Genomic DNA, 20,866 nt, shown 5'->3' with positions numbered 1-20,866 from the left:
TTTGGAATAAAAGGCACTCCGGTGCTACAATAGATACTACCCTGATCTATACTGTTCATATAAAATTAAGGAGGAAATCAACTATGGAAAATGTAATTGTATACACTTCTACCAATTGCCCGCATTGCCGTCAGGTGAAGAGCTTCCTGAGCGAGAAAGGTGTATCCTACGAGGAACGCAACATCGAGCAGAATGATGATTACGCGCAGCAGGTTTGGGATATGGGTATGAGAGCTGTACCTGTAACCGTCATCGGCGATTTCAAAATCGTAGGCATGAACAAAACGCAATTCGACAAGGCTTTGGCAACTGTATAATACAGCCTTTGCTCTTGAATAAGAGGATACCGGCCGCTTCCGAGATGGGGGCGGTCTTTGCGTTGCCGGGCTTAATTCCGTCCGAATCGTTCAATGTACATATGGATCTCCCAATAACGAAAGGATGCTGCGCGGACCCTGTTAATGAACTTAAAGGACTATATAGATTGAACTTAAAAACTTGAGATAAGGAAAAGGAGGAACGGAGGGGGATTTTGGAACTGGAGGAGCGGTAGCGTCCGCCTTTGTCTTCGGATTTCTACCGCTAAGAGCGGTTAAAATTAAGAAATCTGAAGACAACAGCGGCCGGAAGTCCAAATATTCACCGTAGTTGCGACTGATCCTGTACTCTAAAACCTTTAAGTTCAATCTATATACAAGGATTATGGGGTAGTAAAACGTTTGCTGGCCGTGTGCATGTGGGCTGCCGATGAGGAGCTTGATGAGAAAATCGAGCAGGTGCTTGCGGGATATATTACAAATGATTGTACAGAATTGCTGGGCTGCTTAGAGAATGGACGGTTGGCAGGGATCATCGGAATCATGCGGCATTCCAGGAAAGCGGCGGAGATCAGGCATCTTGCAGTTCAGGAGCAATGGCGCGGGAAAGGGATCGGCAGAAAGATGATAGAGGAACTCGGCAGAACTGCTGAATATGACACGATAACCGCGGAGACAGACCATGATGCCGTTGGGTTCTACAGGAATAGCGGATTTGCAGTTAAGAGTCTGGGGGAAAAATATCCCGGAGTCGAGCGCTTCATCTGCAGTCTTTCTCTAAATGACGCAGAACGTAGCTAAGGCAGTCCGGGGAGCAAGTTTCCGTACAAAAAATAGTCTGCTTTTGTGATGCCGGCTAGTTTTTGTACGGGCAGGAGCAAAGGAGTGGAAGCTCTCGCTTAAGCTTGGGTAAAGGACATGATTACTTGAAAAATAGCGTATACAACAACACCGCTGATAATAAGCATGAATCCCGATTTCTTCCTCGATTGGAACAGACGCAGTACACCGAGACTGACTAAAGGAGCAATGATGAGCAGCAGCAGCAGCACAGTGATGAACATCTGCACTGAAAGATCAGACGTATCAACATAGGTCATAGACTCACTCTCGCTTTCAGAAAAAGGGGTGATGGTGACATATGTCACACAGTTATGACCTAATTATAAAGGATTGCCCTGCTTATTGCTGCACTTTGGGCTGCTTTAAATGCGGCAAATTTACGTCAATTTGTCTACAGGGTTACCCTGATATTGCCGAGAAAATGCATCACGGCCGAAAAGCCCGCGCCGATCATGGTCCCGCGGCTGCCCAGCTTGGAAAAAGTGATCTCCAGCTGCTGCTTATGGTAGGGCAGCGTACGCTTAGCCACTACGCTGCGCAGCGGTTCGCCGAGCCAAGGCTCGGCCTCGGAGAGGGCTCCTCCGATAACTATCAGCTCCGGATTGAAGCTGTTGATCAGATTCGTGACGCCAATGCCCAGATATTCGCCCATGGTTGAGAAGTGGCGCAGCGTATCCTCCTGCCCGTCCAGCGCATGGCGGACCAGTTCTGTAGTAGTGCGGGCAGGTAATGACAAGTTTGAGTTGTCATAGGTCTTCTCGGAGGCATATAGCTCCCAGCAGCCCCGGCTTCCGCAGCTGCAGGGTTTGCCTTCCGCTTCAATGGTCATATGCCCGGTTTCTCCGGCATATCCGCGGGCGCCCTTGTACAGTTCTCCCCCGATGATAATTCCCGATCCGATCCCTGAACCTGCACTGATATACAGCAGGTGGCGCACGCCCCGGGCCGCTCCGAAATTAAGCTCTCCCTGTGCACCCGCATTGGCTTCATTGTCTATCGTGACGGGAACAGCGAAGGTACTCTCCAGAATGGAACGTAAATCCACCATCTCCCAGCCAAGGTTGGGGGCGAACAGCACCACGCCGTTCTCATCGACCATCCCCGGGACACCTACTCCGATTCCTACGATACCGTAAGGCGACGCGGGGGATTTGGTAATCAGTTCCGCAATGATAGCCTTCATCTGATTCACAACATAAGGGAAATCATGGGCATCCAACCGGCAATCCCGCTCGTGAAGTACGCCGCCGTCCAGATCGCAGAGCACCGCCGTGAGCTGCTTTACGCGCAGCTCAATGCCGATGACGCTTCCCGCCATCTTGTTAAAATGCAGCATGAGCGGTTTGCGTCCGCCGCTGGATTCCCCGGGGCCGGCTTCAGTCACAAGCTCCTGTCCGCAAAGCTCGGCGACAAGGTTGGACACGGTTGCTTTATTAAGGCCGGTCATCTCGGAGACTTTGGCCCGGGAGACCGGAGAATGCGTGCGGATCATATGTAAAATAATCGACTTATTGATTTTTTTGACCAGCGCCTGGTCACCGGTAACTTTCACGAAGTACACTTCCTTTTTTGACAACGTTCTCATTAGAGTAGTATGCCACTTAGTCTAGAGTGATGTGCGGAAAAATGCAACAGGAAGCGACGGAAGAAAGCGCGGGAAAGAGGACTGCTCTTTCAATATATCAGAGGGAATTCAGACTTTTTCACAGGCTGTTCTGAGGCTTAGCAGCATTGTGTTCAAACGAATGGCAACGCATAGGCGGTGCTGTCAAAGGGTACTTTATGGTCATGTTAAACGATAGAACGGGCAGGGTACGGGTATTTGGCCCTGCTTGCGGATGACAAGAAATAGACAAATAAAAAGTTGTTCAAAACTTTGTTTAACCAATATACAAAGTTCTGAAGATGTGTTAAGATGATGCTGTAAACGCTTGCGGGCGAAGCAAAATATCGAGGAGGATTTTACAAATGGCTTATTTTGAAACAGTGAGCAAGATCTCTTACGAGGGAAGCCGTTCCACCAACCCTTTCGCATTCAAATTCTACAATCCTAAAGAAATCGTAGCCGGCAAAACCATGGAAGAGCACCTGAAGTTTGCAATGGCATATTGGCATACATTAACTGCTGGCGGTTCCGATCCGTTCGGCGCAGAAACTGCAATCCGCAGCTGGAATCACCTGAGTGGCCTGGACAAGGCTAAAGCCCGCGCTGAAGCGGCTTTTGAATTCATGGAGAAGATGGACCTGCCTTACTACTGCTTCCATGATGTGGACATCGCTCCTGAAGGCGCATCCTTGCGTGAGTTCTACAGCAACATTGATACCATCGTAGATATCCTTGAACAAGGCATGAAGACTTCAGGCAAGAAATTGCTGTGGAACACAGCCAATATGTTCACTAACCCGCGTTATATGCACGGTGCAGGCTCCACTCCTAATGCTGATGTCTTTGCACATGCAGCTGCACAAGTGAAGAAGGGGCTGGAAGTTGGTAAACGTCTGGGCGCACAAAACTATGTATTCTGGGGTGGCCGTGAAGGCTACGAAGAATTGCTTAACACAGATATGGGCCTTGAGCAGGATAACATTGCACGTCTGTTCAGCCTGGCTGTAGATTACGCAAGGGAAATCGGCTTCGACGGTCAATTCCTGATCGAGCCTAAACCAAAAGAGCCTACCAAACATCAATATGACTTCGATGCAGCAACAACAATTGCGTTCCTGCAGAAGTACAACCTCGACAAGCACTTCAAGCTGAACCTTGAAGCTAACCATGCAACACTTGCCGGTCATACTTTTGAGCATGAACTGCGTGTAGCACGCATTAACGGCATGCTTGGATCGCTTGACGCAAACCAAGGCGATACATTGCTGGGCTGGGATACCGATGAATTCCCGGTTAACATTTATGATGCAACTCTTACGCTTTATGAAGTACTCAAGAATGACGGACTAGGCAAAGGCGGAATCAACTTTGACTCCAAAGTACGCCGTCCTTCCTTCGAAGCTGAGGATCTGTTCCTGGCGCACATCGCCGGTATGGACACTTATGCCAAAGGCCTTAAAGTTGCCGCTAAATTGCTTGAAGACCGCGTGTTTGAAGACTTCATCGCGAAACGTTACAGCAGCTTTAATGAAGGCGTAGGGGCAGACATCGTTTCCGGCAAAGCAACATTGGCTTCGCTTGCCGAATACGCGCTGAACAACGAAAATCCGCGCCGCAATGAGTCCGGACGTCAAGAACTGCTCAGAGCTACTTTGAACCAATACATCCTGGCTGAGTAGGATTAGGGCTTGAGCATACGGCTCAGACTTTAGTTCAGCCGATATTAACGCAACGGGGGTTGCTGAAGAGAGCATTCTTCGGCAGCCCCTTTTCTTGTAAATGGTGTTTCTTCATATAACTTTTAGCGGATGCTTACGAAGTGAGTTATATTGCGAAGTGGAGTCAAATGTAGTAATGCTTCATATAACTTTTAGGAGGATCAATATGAAATATGTAATCGGTGTAGACCTGGGGACCAGTGCGGTAAAGACTGTATTGGTTGATCCGCAGGGAAAGGTGGCCTTCGAGCATTCCGAAGCCTACCCGCTTAGCAGACCCCAGCCGAACTGGAGTGAACAGAATCCCGAGGACTGGGTGAAAGGAACGCTGGTCAGCCTCCGCCGTCTGATCGAGGTGTCTGGTGTAGATCCTTCGCAAGTGGACGGCATCAGCTTTTCGGGGCAAATGCATGGTCTGGTGCTGGTGGACAGCGAAGGCAATGTGCTGCGTCCGGCAATTCTCTGGAATGACACCCGCACTACGGCACAGTGCCGTGCAATCGAGAAGAAACTGGGAACAAAGCTGATCAACATTGCCAGAAACCGTGCCTTGGAAGGGTTCACACTGCCCAAAATCCTGTGGGTTCAGGAGAATGAGCCAGAGGTGCTGGCGCAGGCGCACCAGTTCCTTCTGCCGAAGGATTACGTGCGTTTCCGTCTAACCGGTGATTATGCGATGGATTATTCCGACGCGGCGGGTACATTGCTGCTGGACGTAGGTGCAAAGCAGTGGAGTGCGGAAATTGCCGAAGCTTTCTCACTGCCGGTCTCGCTGTGCCCTAGACTGGTAGAGTCCTTCGATCTGACAGGAACGCTGCTGCCTGAGATTGCTGAAGCTTCCGGCCTTCTGACATCCACAAAGGTATTTGCCGGCGGTGCGGACAACGCCTGCGGCGCGCTCGGCGCCGGTATTCTGGGTGAAGGCCGGACGATGTGCAGCATCGGCACCTCCGGTGTGGTCCTCTCCTATGAGAGCAACAAGGATCTTAATCTTGAAGGTAAGGTCCATTTCTTTAATCACGGGGAGAAGGATGCCTATTATATTATGGGCGTTACTCTTGCTGCAGGCCATAGTCTTACCTGGTTCAAAGAAACCTTTGCAGCGGAGAAGAGCTTTGACGAATTGCTGCAAGGTGTAAACGATGTGCCGGCCGGAAGCGGCGGGCTGTTGTTCACACCGTACATTGTTGGTGAACGTACGCCGCATCCGGACGCAAATATCCGCGGCAGCTTCATCGGCATGGATTCCGGCCATACCTTGTCCCACTTCACCCGTTCGGTCTTGGAAGGAATTACGTTCTCCCTGCGCGAGTCGATTGAGATTGTGCGTGAATCGGGTAAGGAAATTACAGAGATTGTGGCGATCGGCGGCGGTGCTAAGAATGAGGCTTGGCTGCAAATGCAGGCTGATATTTTCAATGCGTCGATTATCAAGCTGGAGAGTGAGCAGGGCCCGGCTATGGGTGCTGCAATGCTGGCTGCCTACGGAAGCGGCTGGTTCCCTTCCCTTGGTGCATGTGCAGAAGCATTCATCCGTCCTGCAGAAGTATTTAAGCCGAATGCCGGGCAAGTAGCAGTTTATGATGGATTATTCAGTATTTACCAGGACGTATACGGCCAGACCCGCGAATTGAATGATAAGCTGGCTGCATACCGGAAATAACTGGGCTTGCAAGAATGGGGCTGACGATCTGCCCGCGATACCCGCAAGGGCAGCGCTTGTGCTCTCCTTGCGGAACTACGCTTCTTAGGGGCTGAAGACTAATGATAAAAGTGCTGATTGTAGATGACGAGCCCAAGCTGAGGGAAGGGATGCGTACACTGATCTCTTGGGAAGAGCTGGGTTACACCGTAGTGGCGACGGCGGCAAACGGATTCGAGGCGCTTGATAAGTTCCATAGCTTTGCTCCCAAGCTGATTGTCGCAGATATTCGCATGCCGGGAATGGACGGCCTGGAGCTGATTAATGAGCTGCGCAAAGAAAACGCTAACTGCCATGTACTGATTCTTAGCGGTCATGCGGACTTTGAATATGCCAAACGGGCAATCTCCTATCATATCGACGGATATTTGCTGAAGCCGGTCGACGAAGAGGAATTGATCTCCTATCTTCATGACCTGCGTGTCACGATAAGCCAGGAGGAGCAATTGAGCCAGCTTCAGACGGATTTCCCGGTACGCAGCAATGAAGCGCTGCTGCGCGAACTGCTTCAGCAGCGCGAGAATGGTTTTGACACGGCAGAAGCAGCAGCCGGGCTTGGGCTAACGGGGTGGAGCTGTGAAATTGTACTGCTGGAGCTGAAGCGGGCGCAGAAAGGAGAAGACGGAAGTGAAGATCGTGTCCGCAGCTTGCTGGAGCAGCATTGGCCGGCAGAGGAAGCATTGTTCTTCACCTTGCCTCCATATATGGGGATCCTGTTAAAGGAACCGCTCAAGGACGGGGTTGCCCGCACAGCATTGTGGAATGACCTCAATAGAGTTATTTCCAAAGAGGGATTGGATTTTTATGCCGCTTCCGGAGGCGGAGTTGCCGATCCTCAGCTGGCAAGCCAGTCTTTTTCTGCAGCCCGCGAGCTGCTGGAGGCAGCTTTTTTCGGACGGAGGGAAATTCTCCTGAGCGGACAGCCAGATGAATGGCTGGTTCGGATCGAAGAGACTGAAGACATTGAGGAATTGGAACGCGATGAAGAGATGGAACTGCTGCTTGCGATTGAAACCGGGAGTAATGAAGCCATTCAGGCGCTGGTCGGGCAGATCATCCGCAAACTTGTTGCTATAAAACGCAATGAGACGTATATCAAAGATAATCTGATCCGGATCATGAGCAGTACGATTGCCCGCCTGGAGGCAGCTACCCCAGACATCCGTTCCTTTATTGCGGGCAATCCTTCTCCCACTGGGGAAGTATACAGCAGTTATTATCTGAGCGATATTGAGAATATGGCCGGGAACTACCTGGAGCAAATTTCGAAGCAGATGAACAGCGGCGGAAAGGGCGATGAGATTAAACGGATCACAGATTTGATCCAGCGCCGTTACAATGAGAACTTAAAGCTGGGGATGCTTGCGCAAATTTTCAATTATAACAGCGCCTATCTGGGCAAAATGTTCAAGAACCAGATGGGCGAACATTTTAATACCTATCTGGACAAGGTGAGAATTGAGAAAGCGAAGCAGTTTCTGACACAGGGCATGAAGGTGTATGAAGTGGCTGAAAGAGTCGGGTATATGAATTCCGATTATTTCAACGCCAAGTTCCGCAAATACGTCGGGGTATCCCCAACCGCCTACCGTAAGGAAAATTAATCCTGGGCGACGCACTTGCCGAACGATCAACGTGGGCATTATGATAGACAGGCTGTTCCCTATCTGCGGCAGATGAGGGAGCGGCCTGTTTGCCATGATTCGGGTGAACAGATTAGGAGAGGAGGGAACGTTGTGAAAAATCTGGTGCGGATGATCAATAATATGAAGCTGAAATATAAGTTCATTCTGTTCTACATTGTAGTTGTTATGATTCCTGTACTGATTATAGGCATTGCCCTAACCGGGTATTTTCGCGGGGCTGCCTTGGACAGAGCCATTGACCAGGCAACCAATAATTTGGAGAAAATCAAAAGTCAAATGGCAAGCAAGCTGCGGGTTCCCATGGATATTTCGAATCTGCTCTATTTCGACAGCGATTTCAAGACCCTTGTCACTACGAAGTATCCCAGCATCCTGGAGCTGACGAAGGCTTATATAAATTTTACAGATTTCAAGGATTATATATTGCAGTACCGCGAACTCTCCAACATCCGTTTCTTCATTGATAACCAGACGCTGGTTGATAATATGTCTATCGCTCCCCTGACGCCGGAGATTGAATCCAGATCATGGTATCAGAAGGTTGTGGGGACCAAAGGAATACACTGGCTGTACATCCCCGACAAAGAGGAATACAAAACCAGTGAGAAAGGGACCATTAATAAGTTAAGCCTTATCCGCCAGGTCCCTTATTCAGAGTATAAGAAACCCGGTGTATTAATGGTGCAGGTAAATCCCGATGAGCTGAACGGAATGCTGTACCAGGAGCCCTTTGAAACGATTATCACAGATGAGCAGGGGTACATTACTGCCGCCAAGAACCGGGAGCTCGTAGGGACTACGCTGGATGCCTTTGATATCGGTATAGACTTGAGTACGAAAACTAAAGGCGTGTTTAGAACCATGGTGAAGGGCGAAGATTCCTATGTTATTGTCGATGAGATGACTCCTTCATTTAGCATCAGCCAGTTGAAGGTCATTACCGTATTTGAGCGAAGCAGCATTCTTAGCAGTGCGAATAAAGTGAGCGTTCTGGGGCTGCTGATCATCGTCGGGGTGCTGCTTGTTGCGCTGGTGCTTGTCTATACCATCTCTTTATTGACGACCAACCGCCTGCTCCGGCTCAGCCGCCAACTGAATCAGGTAGCCTTAGGCAATCTGAACGTAGTCTCCCATGTAGACGGGACGGACGAAATCGGACAGCTGTCGCGGCAGTTTAACTATATGGTGGGAAGCATAAACCAGCTGATCGCCCAAGTGATAGAGAGCAATGAGAAGAATAATAAACTGGAAATCGCTCAGAGAGAAATTAAGTTGAAAATGATGGCCAGCCAGATTCACCCGCATTTCCTGTTTAATGCCCTGGAATCCATACGGATGAATGCGCATCTTAAAGGAGAGAAAGAGATCGCCAATATCGTCAGACTTCTCGGAAAGCTTATGCGCAAAAATCTGGAGGTAGGCAGAGAACGGGCGCCGATGAAGGAAGAGATTGAAATGATCCGCTCCTATCTGGAGATTCAGAAATTCCGGTATGAGGACAGGCTGATGTTTGAAATAGATTTCGATGCCAAAGCCTCCGATATCCTGATTCCGCCGCTGATCATCCAGCCGCTGGTGGAGAATTCTGTTGTACACGGACTGGAGAATAAAGAAGGAACGGTTAACGTGCGGGCAAGTGTCGTTTTGTCTGACGATGAGATACAAGTGGTTGTGGCAGACGACGGTGCCGGGATGACAGAAAAGCGGCTATCCGAAATCTTGGCGGTAATTGACCAAGCCGAGGAAGAGCAGCGAAGCCGGATCGGTCTGCGAAATGTGCACCAGAGACTCGTCTTGTATTATGGGGAGAAGCATGGACTGAATATCGAAAGCGAAGAAGGGAAGGGCACAAAAATTTCCTTTTCCATCCCGCATGATAGCGATTTCAGACAGTAGGCTGTTGAATGTCTAATTTACACAGGATTTTACGTGAAATCTGTCGGGTATTCGCTTACATTTGGGTGCGGTATGATATGAATATAAAAACAAAGGGGGAATAATGGACGTGAAAGCGCTCACTGAAAACGGTGTTACAGCAAATGAAAGCGTAACCCCCCACCCACCTGCGAAGCGGAAAAACGGATTTTGGAGTAGCGTACTGCAGCAAAAGTACTTGTATCTGATGTCTCTTCCTTTCGTGATCTGGGTATTCATTTTCAGCTATGTGCCCTTATGGGGATGGTTGATGGCATTTCAGAAATATAAACCAGCCAAGTCGTTTGGGGATCAGAAGTGGGTTGGATTGGATAACTTCAAAGAGCTTTTCCACGATGAACGCTTCTACCTTGTGCTAAGAAACACGCTTGCAATGAGCGGTCTGGGATTGATATTTGGCTTCGTTGTTCCGATCTTGTTCGCTGTACTATTGAATGAGCTGCGGGGCAATGTCTTCAAAAGAACGGTTCAGACCGTATCTTACCTGCCTCACTTTGTATCTTGGGTTGTTGTAGGCGGGATTGTCTACAAGACACTCGCAATCGACGGAGGGATCGTAAACGATTTGCTGATCTGGCTTAATGTCATTGATGAGCCGATCCAGTTCATGGCTAAAGGTAAATATTTCTGGGGGATTTTAACTGCAGCTGATATATGGAAAGAAACTGGCTGGAATGCGATCATCTATTTGGCAGCGATTACAGGGATCGATAAAGAGCTGTATGAAGCGGCAAAGGTGGACGGGGCCGGAAGAATCAAGCAAATGTTCAACATTACATTGCCGGGTATCCGCACGACAATCACGGTTCTCCTGATTATGTCCATCGGCCACTTGGTCGGTATCGGCTTCGAGAAACAGTTCCAGCTGCAGAACAACCTTGTTACCGATTATTCGGAAGTGCTGGATTTGTATGCGCTTAAATATGGTATTCAAATAGGACGTTTCTCCTATGGTACCGCAATCAGTATGTTCACCTCAGTAGTCAGTGTAATCTTGCTGCTTGTCGCTAACGGTGTAATGAAGAAAATTACTAAAGAAAGCATCATGTAAGGAGGGGATCTTAAGTGAGCAGCAAAGCTTTTCAAATGTCAAAGTCTGAACGTGTATTCGACATCTTCTTGTATATCTTACTAGGGTTGGTCATGATTGTGACTCTATATCCCTTCCTGAATGTGCTGGCGATTTCCTTCAATGAATCTACAGACACCGTTCGAGGCGGCATATATATTTTCCCGAGAGCCTGGACGCTTGAGAACTACGAACGGATCTTCAGTTATACAGGTCTGATTCAGGGTTTCAAAATCTCGATATTGCGGACCGTTTCCGGTACAATTCTCGGACTTGCAAGCTCCGCCATGCTGGCGTTTACGCTCAGCCGTCCGGATTTCCGGGCAAGAAAATTTGTTTCGGTATTCCTGGCACTGACCATGTACTTCTCCGGCGGTATGGTGCCTATGTACATTCTGATGAAAGATTTAAATCTGATCGGAACGTTCTGGATCTACATTTTGCCGGGTGCGGTTTCCGCGTTCAACGTATTCGTCATCCGTTCCTTTATGGATGGTCTGCCATACGCCCTGCAAGAGTCCGCTAAGCTGGACGGAGCCAATGACTTCCTGATTTTCTACAAAATCATCTTGCCGCTCTGTAAGCCGGTGCTTGCAACAATCGCACTTTTCCTGTCGGTAGGACAATGGAATGAGTGGTTCACAACCTATCTGTATAATGGTAACAAGCCACATCTAACGACACTCCAGTATGAGCTGATGAAGGTTCTGTCGAGTACGAACCAGGGCAGCGGCATGGCAAATGCCAACGATTTGGCCCAGCAAATGGCGCAAATTTCACCAGAGTCCATCAAGATGGCTATCACCATTGTAGTAACGGTACCTATTCTTGTAGTGTATCCTTTCCTGCAGAAGTATTTCGTAAATGGTATGACACTGGGAGCTGTAAAAGCCTAATCCCTGCTAGACAGGGCTAGGATAAGAGGGACGTATTTCTGGCAGGGGAATTGCCAAGCAGAATACGTCCTGGCTTATCCGTTAAATGAAAGCGCTGGATTGGATTTATTATTATATCGTATTTGCAAGCGCTAACAATAGTATATACAGGTTTAACCTGATATGCATAGATGAACTAATACAAATTATCAAGGGGGATACACAAATGAAAAGCAAGAGCATTAAGACTGCTTTTACGCTCATGCTCATGAGCTCTATGCTGATCGCAGGCTGTGGCGGCGGCAACAACAACAACAAAAATGTTATCGACACTCCTGCCGACAATGGGGCGAAAAACACCGGCAACAATGCTGCTGACGATACTGCTATGGATACAAGCCCTTTTACTATCTCTTTCTTTGGTGGGGATGCCAGTCCAAACTGGAACAAAATGCAGGATGAAGTGGGTAAAGTAATTACTGAGAAAACTGGTGTAACGATTGATGCAGAGTTTGATGTAGGCAGCGGCGGCGGCGATCAAAAAATCCCAATGATGGCTGCCAGCGAAGATGTTCCTGATTTGATCTTCGCCAAAGGAAATCTTAGTATCCTGGTGGATGCTGGTCTGGTTATTGATCTGACCGAACTAATTGATAAATATGCTCCGAACCTGAAAAAAGTATATGGAGATAACATGAACCGTCTGAAATACAGCCTGGATGACCAGAGTATCTATCAAATTCCTACGAACATGGGGGTCGGCCAGCAATCCTTCGACGCAACAGGCGGATTCGAAATTCAACACCGCGTACTGAAGGAACTGGGTTATCCTAAAGTGAGGACCCTAGCCGACTATGAAAAAGTGCTGAAGGATTATGTGGCGCTGCATCCGGAAACCGATGGACAGCCTACGATTCCGCTTACGCTGAATGCCGATGACTGGAAGATCATGATCACGGTTACGAACCCTGCCTTCACTACAACAGGGGCACCGGATGATGGTGAATATTATGTCGATCCGGAAACTTACGAAGCAAAACTTCACTACAAACGCCCTGAAGAAAAAGAATATTTCCGTTGGTTAAACGGCATGTACGCTCAAGGTCTGCTTGATAAAGATTCCTTCGTACAAAAAGACGACCAATATAAAGCCAAAGTGGCCAGCGGCCGTGTGCTTGGTCTGATTTCCCAGGAATGGGAATATTCCGATGGTGAAAATGCTCTGAAAGCAGCCGGTAAAGATGAGTACACTTATGCTCACTTCCCTGTAACCCTGTCTGAAGAGTATAAAGATCATTCTTTCATGTCAACAGGTATCGACGGCTATGGTCTTGCGATTACAACTGCAGCTAAAGATCCTGTCCGGATCATCAAATGGCTGGACTGGATGTCTTCCGATGAAGGTCAGGTTTTGAGAAGCTGGGGTATTGAAGGCAAACACTACACTGTAAATGCAGATGGCAAACGTGAAGTTCCAGCTGAAATTTCAGACAGAAAAGCCAATGATGCCGCTAACTTTGCTAAAGAAACAGGTATCGGACAATATCTGATCTTCGGTGCACGTTATGGCGATGGTGTGAAGGATTCTACTGACAACTATTACACTGCAACCTTCCCGGATGAAATCGTAGCTGCTTACTCTAAAGCTGAGAAGGAATCACTCGCAGGATACAAAGCTACAACATGGAAAGATCTGTTCCCTAAAGAAGATGAATTCCCTGTCAAAGAAACAGGCGCTCTGTACAACATGCCAGTTCCAACTGATGGTCAATATCAAGTAATCTTCAAAAAGACTCAGGATATTGTCCGCAAACGTATTCCTGAAGCCATCCTGTCCAAACCTGCTGATTTCGACAAAGTGTATGACGCATTCATTGCTGAGCTGGACAAAGCCGGCGCTCAGGATATGGAAAAAGAGTTTACAGAACTCGTGAAAAAGAGAGTATCTCTGTGGACTGGAAAAGATTTGTAAGCAGCAATTCTCCTTGTTAAACAAAACTAATGCAACAGCAAGGACCCGACATTTGTCAGGGTCTTTTGCTGTATTTTGAACTCATGTGGAGGGCAAGTATATGAAGGAAGAGATCAAGGAGCATCCTTGGAAATTAATATACAACCAGCCTGCGGCTATCTGGGAAGAAGCGCTGCCGCTTGGCAACGGGCACATGGGGGCCATGGTATTCGGCGGCACAGCCAGGGAACGAATTCAGTTAAATGAAGATACGTTATGGTCCGGATTTCCCCGGGATACCAACAATTATGAAGCGCTCCGGTATTTGAAAAAAGCGCGGGGTCTGGTAACGGAAGGCCGTTATGCGGAAGCTGAAGCAACTATTAACGCCCGCATGCTAGGCGTAAATACGCAGGCCTATCTGCCGCTGGGAGATCTTTACCTGGAGCATGGCGGTGCGGAGAATTTCAGCCATTATCAGCGTGAGCTGGACCTGGACAGCGGGATTGCCAAGGTGGCCTATCATACGGAGACGGGGGAATTTACCCGCGAAGCCTGGATCAGTGCACCCGACGGTGTATGTGTCATTCAGGCCAATAGCAGTGTTAAGGGGGGCCTTCGGCTTGCACTCTCTTTGGACAGCCTGCTGAAGCACTCCGTGGAACCAAAGGGAGAAAACGGGCTTGTCCTCAAGGGTAGCTGTCCTACACATATTGCGGATAATTATCATAAGGATCATCCGGGTGCCATTCTGTATGAGGATGGGCTGGGTCTAACGTTTGAGCTTCACCTGCAGGTAATTCTCACAGGAGGAAGCGTAGAGTACACAGACGGCAAACTTGTTATATCGGGGGCGGATAGTGTGCAGCTGCTGCTTGCCGCTGGCACTGATTATGAAGCGCTGAGAAGCCGAGCATCGCATCTCAAGAAGCGCAGCACCACAACGTATGGAAACATTCTCAGCCCGGCAGAGAGCTGCGAAGCAAGACTGGCGGCAGCGGCTTCCAAGTCCTATGAAGAGCTGCTGGATCGTCATACAGAGGATCACAAACGAATCTTCCGCCGGGTCGACATGGATCTCGGCGGGCGGGAGAGAGACGGATTACCGACTGATGAGAGACTCATGAAGTATAAAGCGGGACAGGAAGATCCTGCACTTGAAGCGCTGCTGTTTCAATATGGCCGCTATCTGCTGATGGGAAGCTCCCGTACCGGCACGCAGGCTGCCAATTTACAGGGGATTTGGAACCATCATCTGACACCGCCATGGAACAGCAATTATACAACCAATATCAATACCCAAATGAATTATTGGCTGGCCGAGGTTGGCAATCTAAGCGAACTCCATGAACCTCTGATCGATATGATCCGGGAGGTCAGTGAAACGGGAGCCCGGACGGCAGCAGTTCATTACGGAGCCCGCGGCTGGGTAGCCCACCATAATGTTGATCTGTGGCGCAGTTCTTCTCCTTCAGGCGGAGATGCCAGCTGGGCATTCTGGCCGATGGGCGGCGTGTGGCTGTGCCGCCATTTGTGGGAGCATTACAGCTTTAATCCTGACACTGCTTATCTGGAGGAGACTGCTTACCCGCTCATGAAAGGGGCAGCATTGTTCTGCCTTGACTGGCTGGTGGAAGGTCCGGACGGTCTTCTGGTTACGAACCCGTCCACTTCGCCGGAAAACCGGTTTATGACGAAAGATGGCCAGCTGTGCAGTGTCTCGATGGGCTCCGCGATGGATATCAGCTTAATCCGCGAACTGTTTGAGCATTGCCTCCATGCTGTGCGGATTCTGGGCCTGGATTCCGAGTTTCAGCAGCAGCTGGAAGAGGCGCTCTCCCGGCTGTCTCCGCTCAAGATCAGCAATGACGGACGCCTGCAGGAGTGGAACGAGGATTTCGCCGAACCGGAACCGGGACACCGTCATGTATCGCATTTGTATGGACTATATCCGGGAGAGTTCATCAATGGGCGGGAGACTCCAGAGCTGTTGGAGGCAAGCCGCTTATCACTGCAGAAACGGATCGCCTCGGGAGGCGGACATACCGGCTGGAGCTGCGCTTGGCTAATTAACCTTTATGCACGGTTGAAGGATGGGGAGGCCGCTTACGGCTTTGTCCGTACGCTTCTGTCCCGCTCGGCTTACCCTAACCTGTTTGATGCCCATCCGCCTTTTCAAATTGACGGGAATTTCGGCGCGGCTGCCGGCATCGCAGAAATGCTGCTGCAGAGTCATTTGGGTGAAATCAACTTGCTTCCCGCACTGCCGGACGCTTGGAAGAACGGAAGCGTCAAAGGGCTTAGGGCCCGGGGCGGCTATGAGCTGGAGATCGAATGGCGGAACCATAAGCTGGTTTCTGCAGTCATTGCTGCCAGCCGGGATGGGATTTGCCGCTTGAATTATCAGCAGCAGGAACTTCAGGTACAGCGCTCTGACGGCACCCTATTGCCGGCAGGGAATGCCCTGGATATGAATGCGGGAGAAGTGTACCTGGTAACGGTTTGACGATCCATGATCCAATGATGCATAATAATAGATTGAATCGAAGAGACAACTGCCCCCTGGCAGAGATTATCTGCGGGGGCAGTTTTTTGCGTGCATCTAGGAGCTTTCACTCAAAAAAGCCTTATCCTCCGGGTGTGCCGGGCCGATAATAGTGAATATGAAGCTTTTGGGTGGAATAAATTAAGCTAACGTGGGGTTTAAGGTTGTGCGGAGTAAATGTTCAGCATCTACTATAAAAGTACAAACCAATAAGTGGGCTATTACTTACAGCAGGGGGCACAGAAGCGAAATGGGAAAGAAGAAACAACTGCCGTTGATGAAGGCTGTTCTTGGAGGAATGCTGGTTTTTGCTGCGTTGCCGCCTGGTCTCTATTGGAGCTGGGGGCAGGCTTATGCTGCCGCTGATTCAGCATCGCTGCGCTCGGTAACTGAAATGACGCAGAAGCTGACCGCTGCAATGAATAACCGCAGAGAGACGATAACCTTTGCTTATCAGGGGAAGACGTCCAAGCTGAAGGCCCAGGTACAAAGCGCGATAGATCAGGCGATGGGCAGCGACCCTTATTTATACTACACCATTGACAGTTACGCATTTTCCTACCGGGGGAGCAGCAGCTCGGCTAATGTGACGGTACAGGTGGAATACCGCGAGACACTGCAGCAGACAGCTTTTGTAAATAAACAGGTAAAAGAGATCTTGAAGCAGATCATACTGCCGGGAATGAATAATCACCAGAAGATAAAGGCTATTCATGATTGGGTTGTGCTGCATCTGAAGTATGATAACTCCTACAGCAAATACACCGCCTATGAAGGACTTCAGAGCGGCAGTGCTGTATGCCAAGGGTATTCGCTCCTGACGTATAAACTATTGCTGGGCGCGGGGATACCCAATAAAATCGTTGAAGGAACGGCGAAGGCGGAAGGGAAAGCTGCCCAGTCGCATGCCTGGAATCTGGTGCAGCTGGAAGGGCGCTGGTACCACCTGGATACCACCTGGGATGATCCGACGCCAAATAAGGAAGATGCTCTCAGCACGGCTTACTATATGAGAACCGATGCCCAGATGCGCCTTGACCACAAGTGGACCAAGTCATACCCTGCTTCATCTGTCGGCTATGCTCAAACGTTGTCTGAACTGATCAGCCGCGGCGGTCCAAGCGTGGCTGTATATCAGGAGCTTGAGCGGAAGCTTGACTACAGTCTGTATCAGGAGGATTTGATTGTCAGCTCCGGCTCAGAGCTAATGCTGCTTGCCAAACAGGCCGTTGCCTCCGGCCAGGCATCCTTGTTGTTCCGCTATGACGGCAGCGAGAAATCGCTGAAGACTGATCTTCAGGAGCTGTATGCGCTTGGAATGGACCATCTTTCTTACAACAGCTCACCCTTCGATAACACGGGCGATCTGAAGGTATATGTGACTTGGGAATAATAATTACAGAAAAGGGATGCTTCGCTAAAATGGCGAAAGCATCCCTTTGTTACGTGAATAGGCGGTAACAGGTAGAATCCGCATAAATCGAGGAAGGATTCTACTCTGCGTGTGTGCTGAGATCGCATTTGTCGAGAGGGATGAGGCTGCTCTTTCTAAACCAGCCATAGCCCAGCCAAATCAAGAGGAATAGCGGCAGGCTGATATAAGAGACCAGAATACCGTACCAGTCGATCGAATCGCCTGTGAAGGCGCCCATATTCTGTCCGAATACGGCAATCAGACATAACGCGAAAGCAAACAGCGGGCCAAACGGGAACCATCTGGCCCGGTAAGGCAGCTCATCGAGTGAATGTCCCTGCTTCACAAAGGCGCGGCGGAAGCGGTAATGGCAGACGGCAATCCCCAGCCAGTTGATAAATCCGCACATCCCTGAGGCGTTAAGCAGCCAGTTGTACACAGCGCCGTCGCCGAAGAATGAGGCAAGGAAAGCCAGCATACCGACAGCGGTGGTTACGAGAAGCGCACCTACAGGCACGCCGCGGCGGTTCAGCTTGCCGAGGGCGCGCGGAGCCATGCCGTCCTTGGCCATCGCGTACAGGACGCGGGTGGAGGCGTACATCCCGGAATTTCCGGCAGACAACACGGAGCTTAAGATGACAGCGTTCATGACGGAAGCGGCAATGGCCAGACCTGCTTTATTGAAGACGATGGTAAAGGGGCTGACACCGATATCATCAATGCCGCCACGCAGCAGATCGGGATTCGTGTAAGGAATCAGCAGGCCGATCACGAGAATGGCGAAGATGTAGAAAATCAGAATGCGCCAGAATACCTGACGGATGGCGAGCGGAACATTGCGGCGCGGATTCTCGCTCTCACCCGCGGCAACACCGACCAGCTCTGTGCCCTGGAAGGAGAATCCAGCGGCCATAAACACACCGACAAAGGCGAAGAAGCCGCCGTGGAACGAGCTGCCTCCAAGCTGGAAGTTGCTGAAGCCTACAGCTTCACCGCCCATGATGCCGAAGATCATGAGTACACCGACTCCCAGGAAGACAATAACCGTGATGATTTTGATAATCGCGAACCAATATTCCGATTCACCGTAGCCCCGCGAAGACAGGAAGTTCAGGCCGAACATCAGCAGCAGGAACAGGAGGCTCCAGAGCATCGAGGAACTCTCGGGGAACCAGTATTTAATGATGACGGTTGCTGCAGACAGCTCGGCGGCAATCGTAACCGCCCAGTTATACCAAAAGTTCCAGCCAATGGCGAAGCCGAAGGCGGGGCTGACGAACCGGGTGCCGTAGGTGCTGAAAGAACCGGAATCCGGCAGATAGGTGGCCAGCTCTCCAAGGCTGGTCATCAGGAAATAAACCATAATACCAACCGCTGTATAGGCCAGAAGTGCTCCGCCCGGGCCGGATGAGGCGATGGCACCGCCGCTGGCCAGGAACAGACCTGTACCGATCGAGCCGCCTAAGGCGATCATTGTTAAATGTCTTGCCTTGAATGTTTTGCGCAGTGCCGTGGGGGCAGGGGAGCTGCCGTGACCCGCAGTCTGCTGCTTATCTCGCTTAGCTTGCATGAATAGGACACTCCTTCAGAAGATCATGTTTCTGTTCATGAATAGGGAGTGCTGAGTCGCCGCCTTCCCTTTATAAGGGAAAGGGCATCCTGAAAGCGCAAAAAAAACCGCAGACGGATTCTGCGGTTTCCTGTATTACAGCTCCGCATCATACTCCCTGTTAAGATAGCGCAACACAGTTGCAGCCCGCGGTTTCTGACCGGCGGTGCACTGTGACAGTTCCGTGCCTTTCGGCGACGGCCCCAGTCTTGCAGCTGACAAGAGCGGCTGCAGAGACTTCGGCGGATATTCCTTTCGGCGGCGTTTCACAGACGGCTCTTTAACGTCTCCACGCGCGTACTCTTAATATTCGCGACCTCTACCTCATCTTAGGTATGATGAGGCTATCTTTATACTATGAACACAACAGGAATTAGTATAATGCAACTTGGCATAGCAAGCAATGACAAATATAGGGATGTTGGCGTCAGTTGCGGCGGCGCTCCGACATCTGCTGCCAGACGGTTCCGGCAGCTTCTTCACCGGAGGAGATGCGTTCCAGCGCCATTCTGGCCTGGAGGCCCACCTCGAACTCCGGATCGTCTGCTGCCGCCTTCAGTGCCTCTTCGGCTTCAGCTGTGCCGACCTCATAGAGGAAACGTGCAGCCCGCCAGCGCACAAGCTTGCTGGCGTCTGTCAGCGACGCCGTCATCACCGGCGTCGCTGCCGGATCGCCGATGTCGGAGAGCGTATCGCCGGCTGTGCGCCGCACCGCCGGGGCGCTGTCTCTCATCGCCTCGTAGAGCAGCTCCATCGCCTCGGGCGTGCGAAGGTCGCCCAGGTACACGACCGCAAGCCTGCGGAGCTGCAGCTTGGGGTCATGCAGCGCCGTGCGCAGCTCCGGCAGGAGTTCTGCCGTAGGCAGAAGGTCCTCCAGCGCGGCGTAGCGCACGCGCCAATCCTCATGCTTCAGGTCTCGCAGCAGCTCGGCCTGATCCTTCTTCTGCCGCTGCTCGATGAACTCGCCGGCGGTCCCGTGCGCGATGGCCTGCTGCACGAGCGAGTCGAGGCGTTCCTGCGGATACGCCGCTTCCAGCTCCTGCTCCACCTCCCGCGCAATATCGGCCGGCTCGCCGTAACGCACGCCGTAATCGGTGAGCTTGCGCTCTTTGATCATCACGGCGCTGGCCACATCCGTCACCGCCTGCGTGAAACGGGCGGCAAGGGCGATGCGCTCCTCACCCGCGCCCGTCTTGACGCGGATCTGAATCGGGATGCCGCGGAACATCTGCACGAATACCTGTGATTCTCCGAAGTGGGCACCTGCATTCTCATCGGCGAGGTCGAAATCCGCGCTTAGGCCGTCAGCGCCGAATCGGCTCTGCACCTCGCGGAGGATCGCTGCCCAATCGGCGCTGCCCTTGCGTTCAAGCGCGGCGAAATCGGCAGCATGATAAATGCTCGTGACGCCTGGAATGCTCAGCATATCCCGTGCCCAGGAGGGCGCGGTGCGCTGGCTTTCCGGTGTATAGGTCCGGCGTATTCCGGGCTCCAGGCTTTCATCCAGATGAAGCTTCATCGTATTTGGACTTGGAGTCGGTTCAATAAATGTGATCTTCATACGTTAGGCTTCCCCCTTGAACGGCATTCGTGCCGTGTTCTTTACCCGCATTTTACATCATTTCATGCCTCAAAT

15 protein-coding genes and 1 riboswitch are annotated in these 20,866 nt (G+C 50.6%); of the genes, 11 read left to right on the top strand and 4 right to left on the bottom strand.

Annotation, left to right across the window (positions count from 1 at the left end):
• Positions 1 to 83 precede the first annotated feature (83 nt).
• Both NST99_RS29475 and NST99_RS29470 read left to right on the top strand, forming a co-directional pair.
• A complete protein-coding gene (locus NST99_RS29475) occupies positions 84 to 317 on the top strand; it encodes a glutaredoxin family protein (RefSeq protein WP_038596638.1) in 234 nt (77 codons plus the stop codon).
• 417 nt (positions 318 to 734) lie between these two features.
• Entirely contained in the window at positions 735 to 1,118 is a 384-nt protein-coding gene (locus tag NST99_RS29470) for a GNAT family N-acetyltransferase (RefSeq protein WP_341096456.1), read from the top strand.
• 98 nt (positions 1,119 to 1,216) lie between these two features.
• Here NST99_RS29470 and NST99_RS29465 read toward each other — a convergent pair whose 3' ends face one another.
• Together NST99_RS29465 and NST99_RS29460 are read right to left on the bottom strand one after the other, a co-directional pair.
• Positions 1,217 to 1,417: a hypothetical protein gene (locus NST99_RS29465; protein WP_341096454.1), complete on the bottom strand. Its 201-nt coding sequence runs from the start codon at positions 1,415 to 1,417 to the stop codon at positions 1,217 to 1,219.
• A 134-nt stretch (positions 1,418 to 1,551) separates the two neighbouring features.
• Positions 1,552 to 2,712: an ROK family transcriptional regulator gene (locus NST99_RS29460; RefSeq protein WP_038596631.1), complete on the bottom strand. Its 1,161-nt coding sequence runs from the start codon at positions 2,710 to 2,712 to the stop codon at positions 1,552 to 1,554.
• Positions 2,713 to 3,128: 416 nt separating this feature from the next.
• Between NST99_RS29460 and xylA the strand changes: the two genes are divergently transcribed.
• The 9 genes from xylA (at position 3,129) to NST99_RS29415 (ending at position 17,600) form a co-directional block, all read left to right on the top strand.
• Positions 3,129 to 4,445, top strand: coding sequence for a xylose isomerase (xylA, locus tag NST99_RS29455; protein ID WP_341096452.1), 1,317 nt, complete (start codon positions 3,129 to 3,131; stop codon positions 4,443 to 4,445).
• Positions 4,446 to 4,650: 205 nt separating this feature from the next.
• The gene (gene xylB / locus NST99_RS29450; RefSeq protein ID WP_341096450.1) at positions 4,651 to 6,147 is read left to right on the top strand and encodes a xylulokinase; all 1,497 of its coding nucleotides are present in this window, start codon (positions 4,651 to 4,653) and stop codon (positions 6,145 to 6,147) included.
• Between the two features lie 101 nt (positions 6,148 to 6,248).
• Positions 6,249 to 7,790, top strand: coding sequence for a response regulator transcription factor (locus NST99_RS29445; RefSeq protein ID WP_341096448.1), 1,542 nt, complete (start codon positions 6,249 to 6,251; stop codon positions 7,788 to 7,790).
• A 150-nt stretch (positions 7,791 to 7,940) separates the two neighbouring features.
• The gene (locus NST99_RS29440) at positions 7,941 to 9,728 is read left to right on the top strand and encodes a sensor histidine kinase (RefSeq protein WP_341097789.1); all 1,788 of its coding nucleotides are present in this window, start codon (positions 7,941 to 7,943) and stop codon (positions 9,726 to 9,728) included.
• A gap of 103 nt (positions 9,729 to 9,831) precedes the next feature.
• Positions 9,832 to 10,818 carry an ABC transporter permease gene (locus NST99_RS29435; RefSeq protein ID WP_341096446.1) on the top strand — a complete coding sequence of 329 codons (987 nt, stop codon included), beginning with the start codon at positions 9,832 to 9,834 and terminating at the stop codon, positions 10,816 to 10,818.
• A 14-nt stretch (positions 10,819 to 10,832) separates the two neighbouring features.
• Positions 10,833 to 11,732: a carbohydrate ABC transporter permease gene (locus NST99_RS29430; protein WP_197073626.1), complete on the top strand. Its 900-nt coding sequence runs from the start codon at positions 10,833 to 10,835 to the stop codon at positions 11,730 to 11,732.
• Positions 11,733 to 11,937: 205 nt separating this feature from the next.
• Entirely contained in the window at positions 11,938 to 13,683 is a 1,746-nt protein-coding gene (locus tag NST99_RS29425; protein ID WP_341096443.1) for an ABC transporter substrate-binding protein, read from the top strand.
• A gap of 100 nt (positions 13,684 to 13,783) precedes the next feature.
• Entirely contained in the window at positions 13,784 to 16,168 is a 2,385-nt protein-coding gene (locus NST99_RS29420) for a glycoside hydrolase family 95 protein (RefSeq protein WP_341096442.1), read from the top strand.
• 289 nt (positions 16,169 to 16,457) lie between these two features.
• Positions 16,458 to 17,600, top strand: coding sequence for a transglutaminase domain-containing protein (locus NST99_RS29415; protein WP_341096441.1), 1,143 nt, complete (start codon positions 16,458 to 16,460; stop codon positions 17,598 to 17,600).
• Between the two features lie 100 nt (positions 17,601 to 17,700).
• Here the strand turns inward: NST99_RS29415 and NST99_RS29410 are convergent, their stop codons facing one another.
• Both NST99_RS29410 and NST99_RS29405 read right to left on the bottom strand, forming a co-directional pair.
• Positions 17,701 to 19,191 (bottom strand): amino acid permease, encoded by a 1,491-nt coding sequence (locus tag NST99_RS29410; RefSeq protein WP_445745000.1) that lies wholly within the window; start codon positions 19,189 to 19,191, stop codon positions 17,701 to 17,703.
• Between the two features lie 158 nt (positions 19,192 to 19,349).
• A riboswitch (Lysine riboswitch) is annotated at positions 19,350 to 19,560 on the bottom strand.
• A 97-nt stretch (positions 19,561 to 19,657) separates the two neighbouring features.
• Positions 19,658 to 20,791: a virulence factor gene (locus NST99_RS29405; protein WP_341096440.1), complete on the bottom strand. Its 1,134-nt coding sequence runs from the start codon at positions 20,789 to 20,791 to the stop codon at positions 19,658 to 19,660.
• Positions 20,792 to 20,866 lie beyond the last annotated feature (75 nt).

It is taken from the genome of Paenibacillus sp. FSL L8-0470 (assembly GCF_038008625.1).
GTDB lineage: Bacteria > Bacillota > Bacilli > Paenibacillales > Paenibacillaceae > Paenibacillus_AQ.
Note: the sequence above shows the minus strand (reverse complement) of the source record. Positions and strands in the feature narration are given on the sequence as shown.

Bases quoted from the DNA above. Each gene is read 5' to 3' on its own strand.
- xylB (WP_341096450.1), top strand. From the start codon at position 4,651: ATGAAATATGTAATCGGTGTAGACCTGGGGACCAGTGCGGTAAAGACT.
- NST99_RS29470 (WP_341096456.1), top strand. From the start codon at position 735: ATGTGGGCTGCCGATGAGGAGCTTGATGAGAAAATCGAGCAGGTGCTT.
- NST99_RS29415 (WP_341096441.1), top strand. From the start codon at position 16,458: ATGGGAAAGAAGAAACAACTGCCGTTGATGAAGGCTGTTCTTGGAGGA.
- NST99_RS29425 (WP_341096443.1), top strand. From the start codon at position 11,938: ATGAAAAGCAAGAGCATTAAGACTGCTTTTACGCTCATGCTCATGAGC.
- NST99_RS29420 (WP_341096442.1), top strand. From the start codon at position 13,784: ATGAAGGAAGAGATCAAGGAGCATCCTTGGAAATTAATATACAACCAG.
- NST99_RS29475 (WP_038596638.1), top strand. From the start codon at position 84: ATGGAAAATGTAATTGTATACACTTCTACCAATTGCCCGCATTGCCGT.
- NST99_RS29435 (WP_341096446.1), top strand. From the start codon at position 9,832: ATGGACGTGAAAGCGCTCACTGAAAACGGTGTTACAGCAAATGAAAGC.
- NST99_RS29410 (WP_445745000.1), bottom strand. From the start codon at position 19,191: ATGCAAGCTAAGCGAGATAAGCAGCAGACTGCGGGTCACGGCAGCTCC.
- NST99_RS29440 (WP_341097789.1), top strand. From the start codon at position 7,941: ATGATCAATAATATGAAGCTGAAATATAAGTTCATTCTGTTCTACATT.
- xylA (WP_341096452.1), top strand. From the start codon at position 3,129: ATGGCTTATTTTGAAACAGTGAGCAAGATCTCTTACGAGGGAAGCCGT.
- NST99_RS29405 (WP_341096440.1), bottom strand. From the start codon at position 20,791: ATGAAGATCACATTTATTGAACCGACTCCAAGTCCAAATACGATGAAG.
- NST99_RS29465 (WP_341096454.1), bottom strand. From the start codon at position 1,417: ATGACCTATGTTGATACGTCTGATCTTTCAGTGCAGATGTTCATCACT.
- NST99_RS29445 (WP_341096448.1), top strand. From the start codon at position 6,249: ATGATAAAAGTGCTGATTGTAGATGACGAGCCCAAGCTGAGGGAAGGG.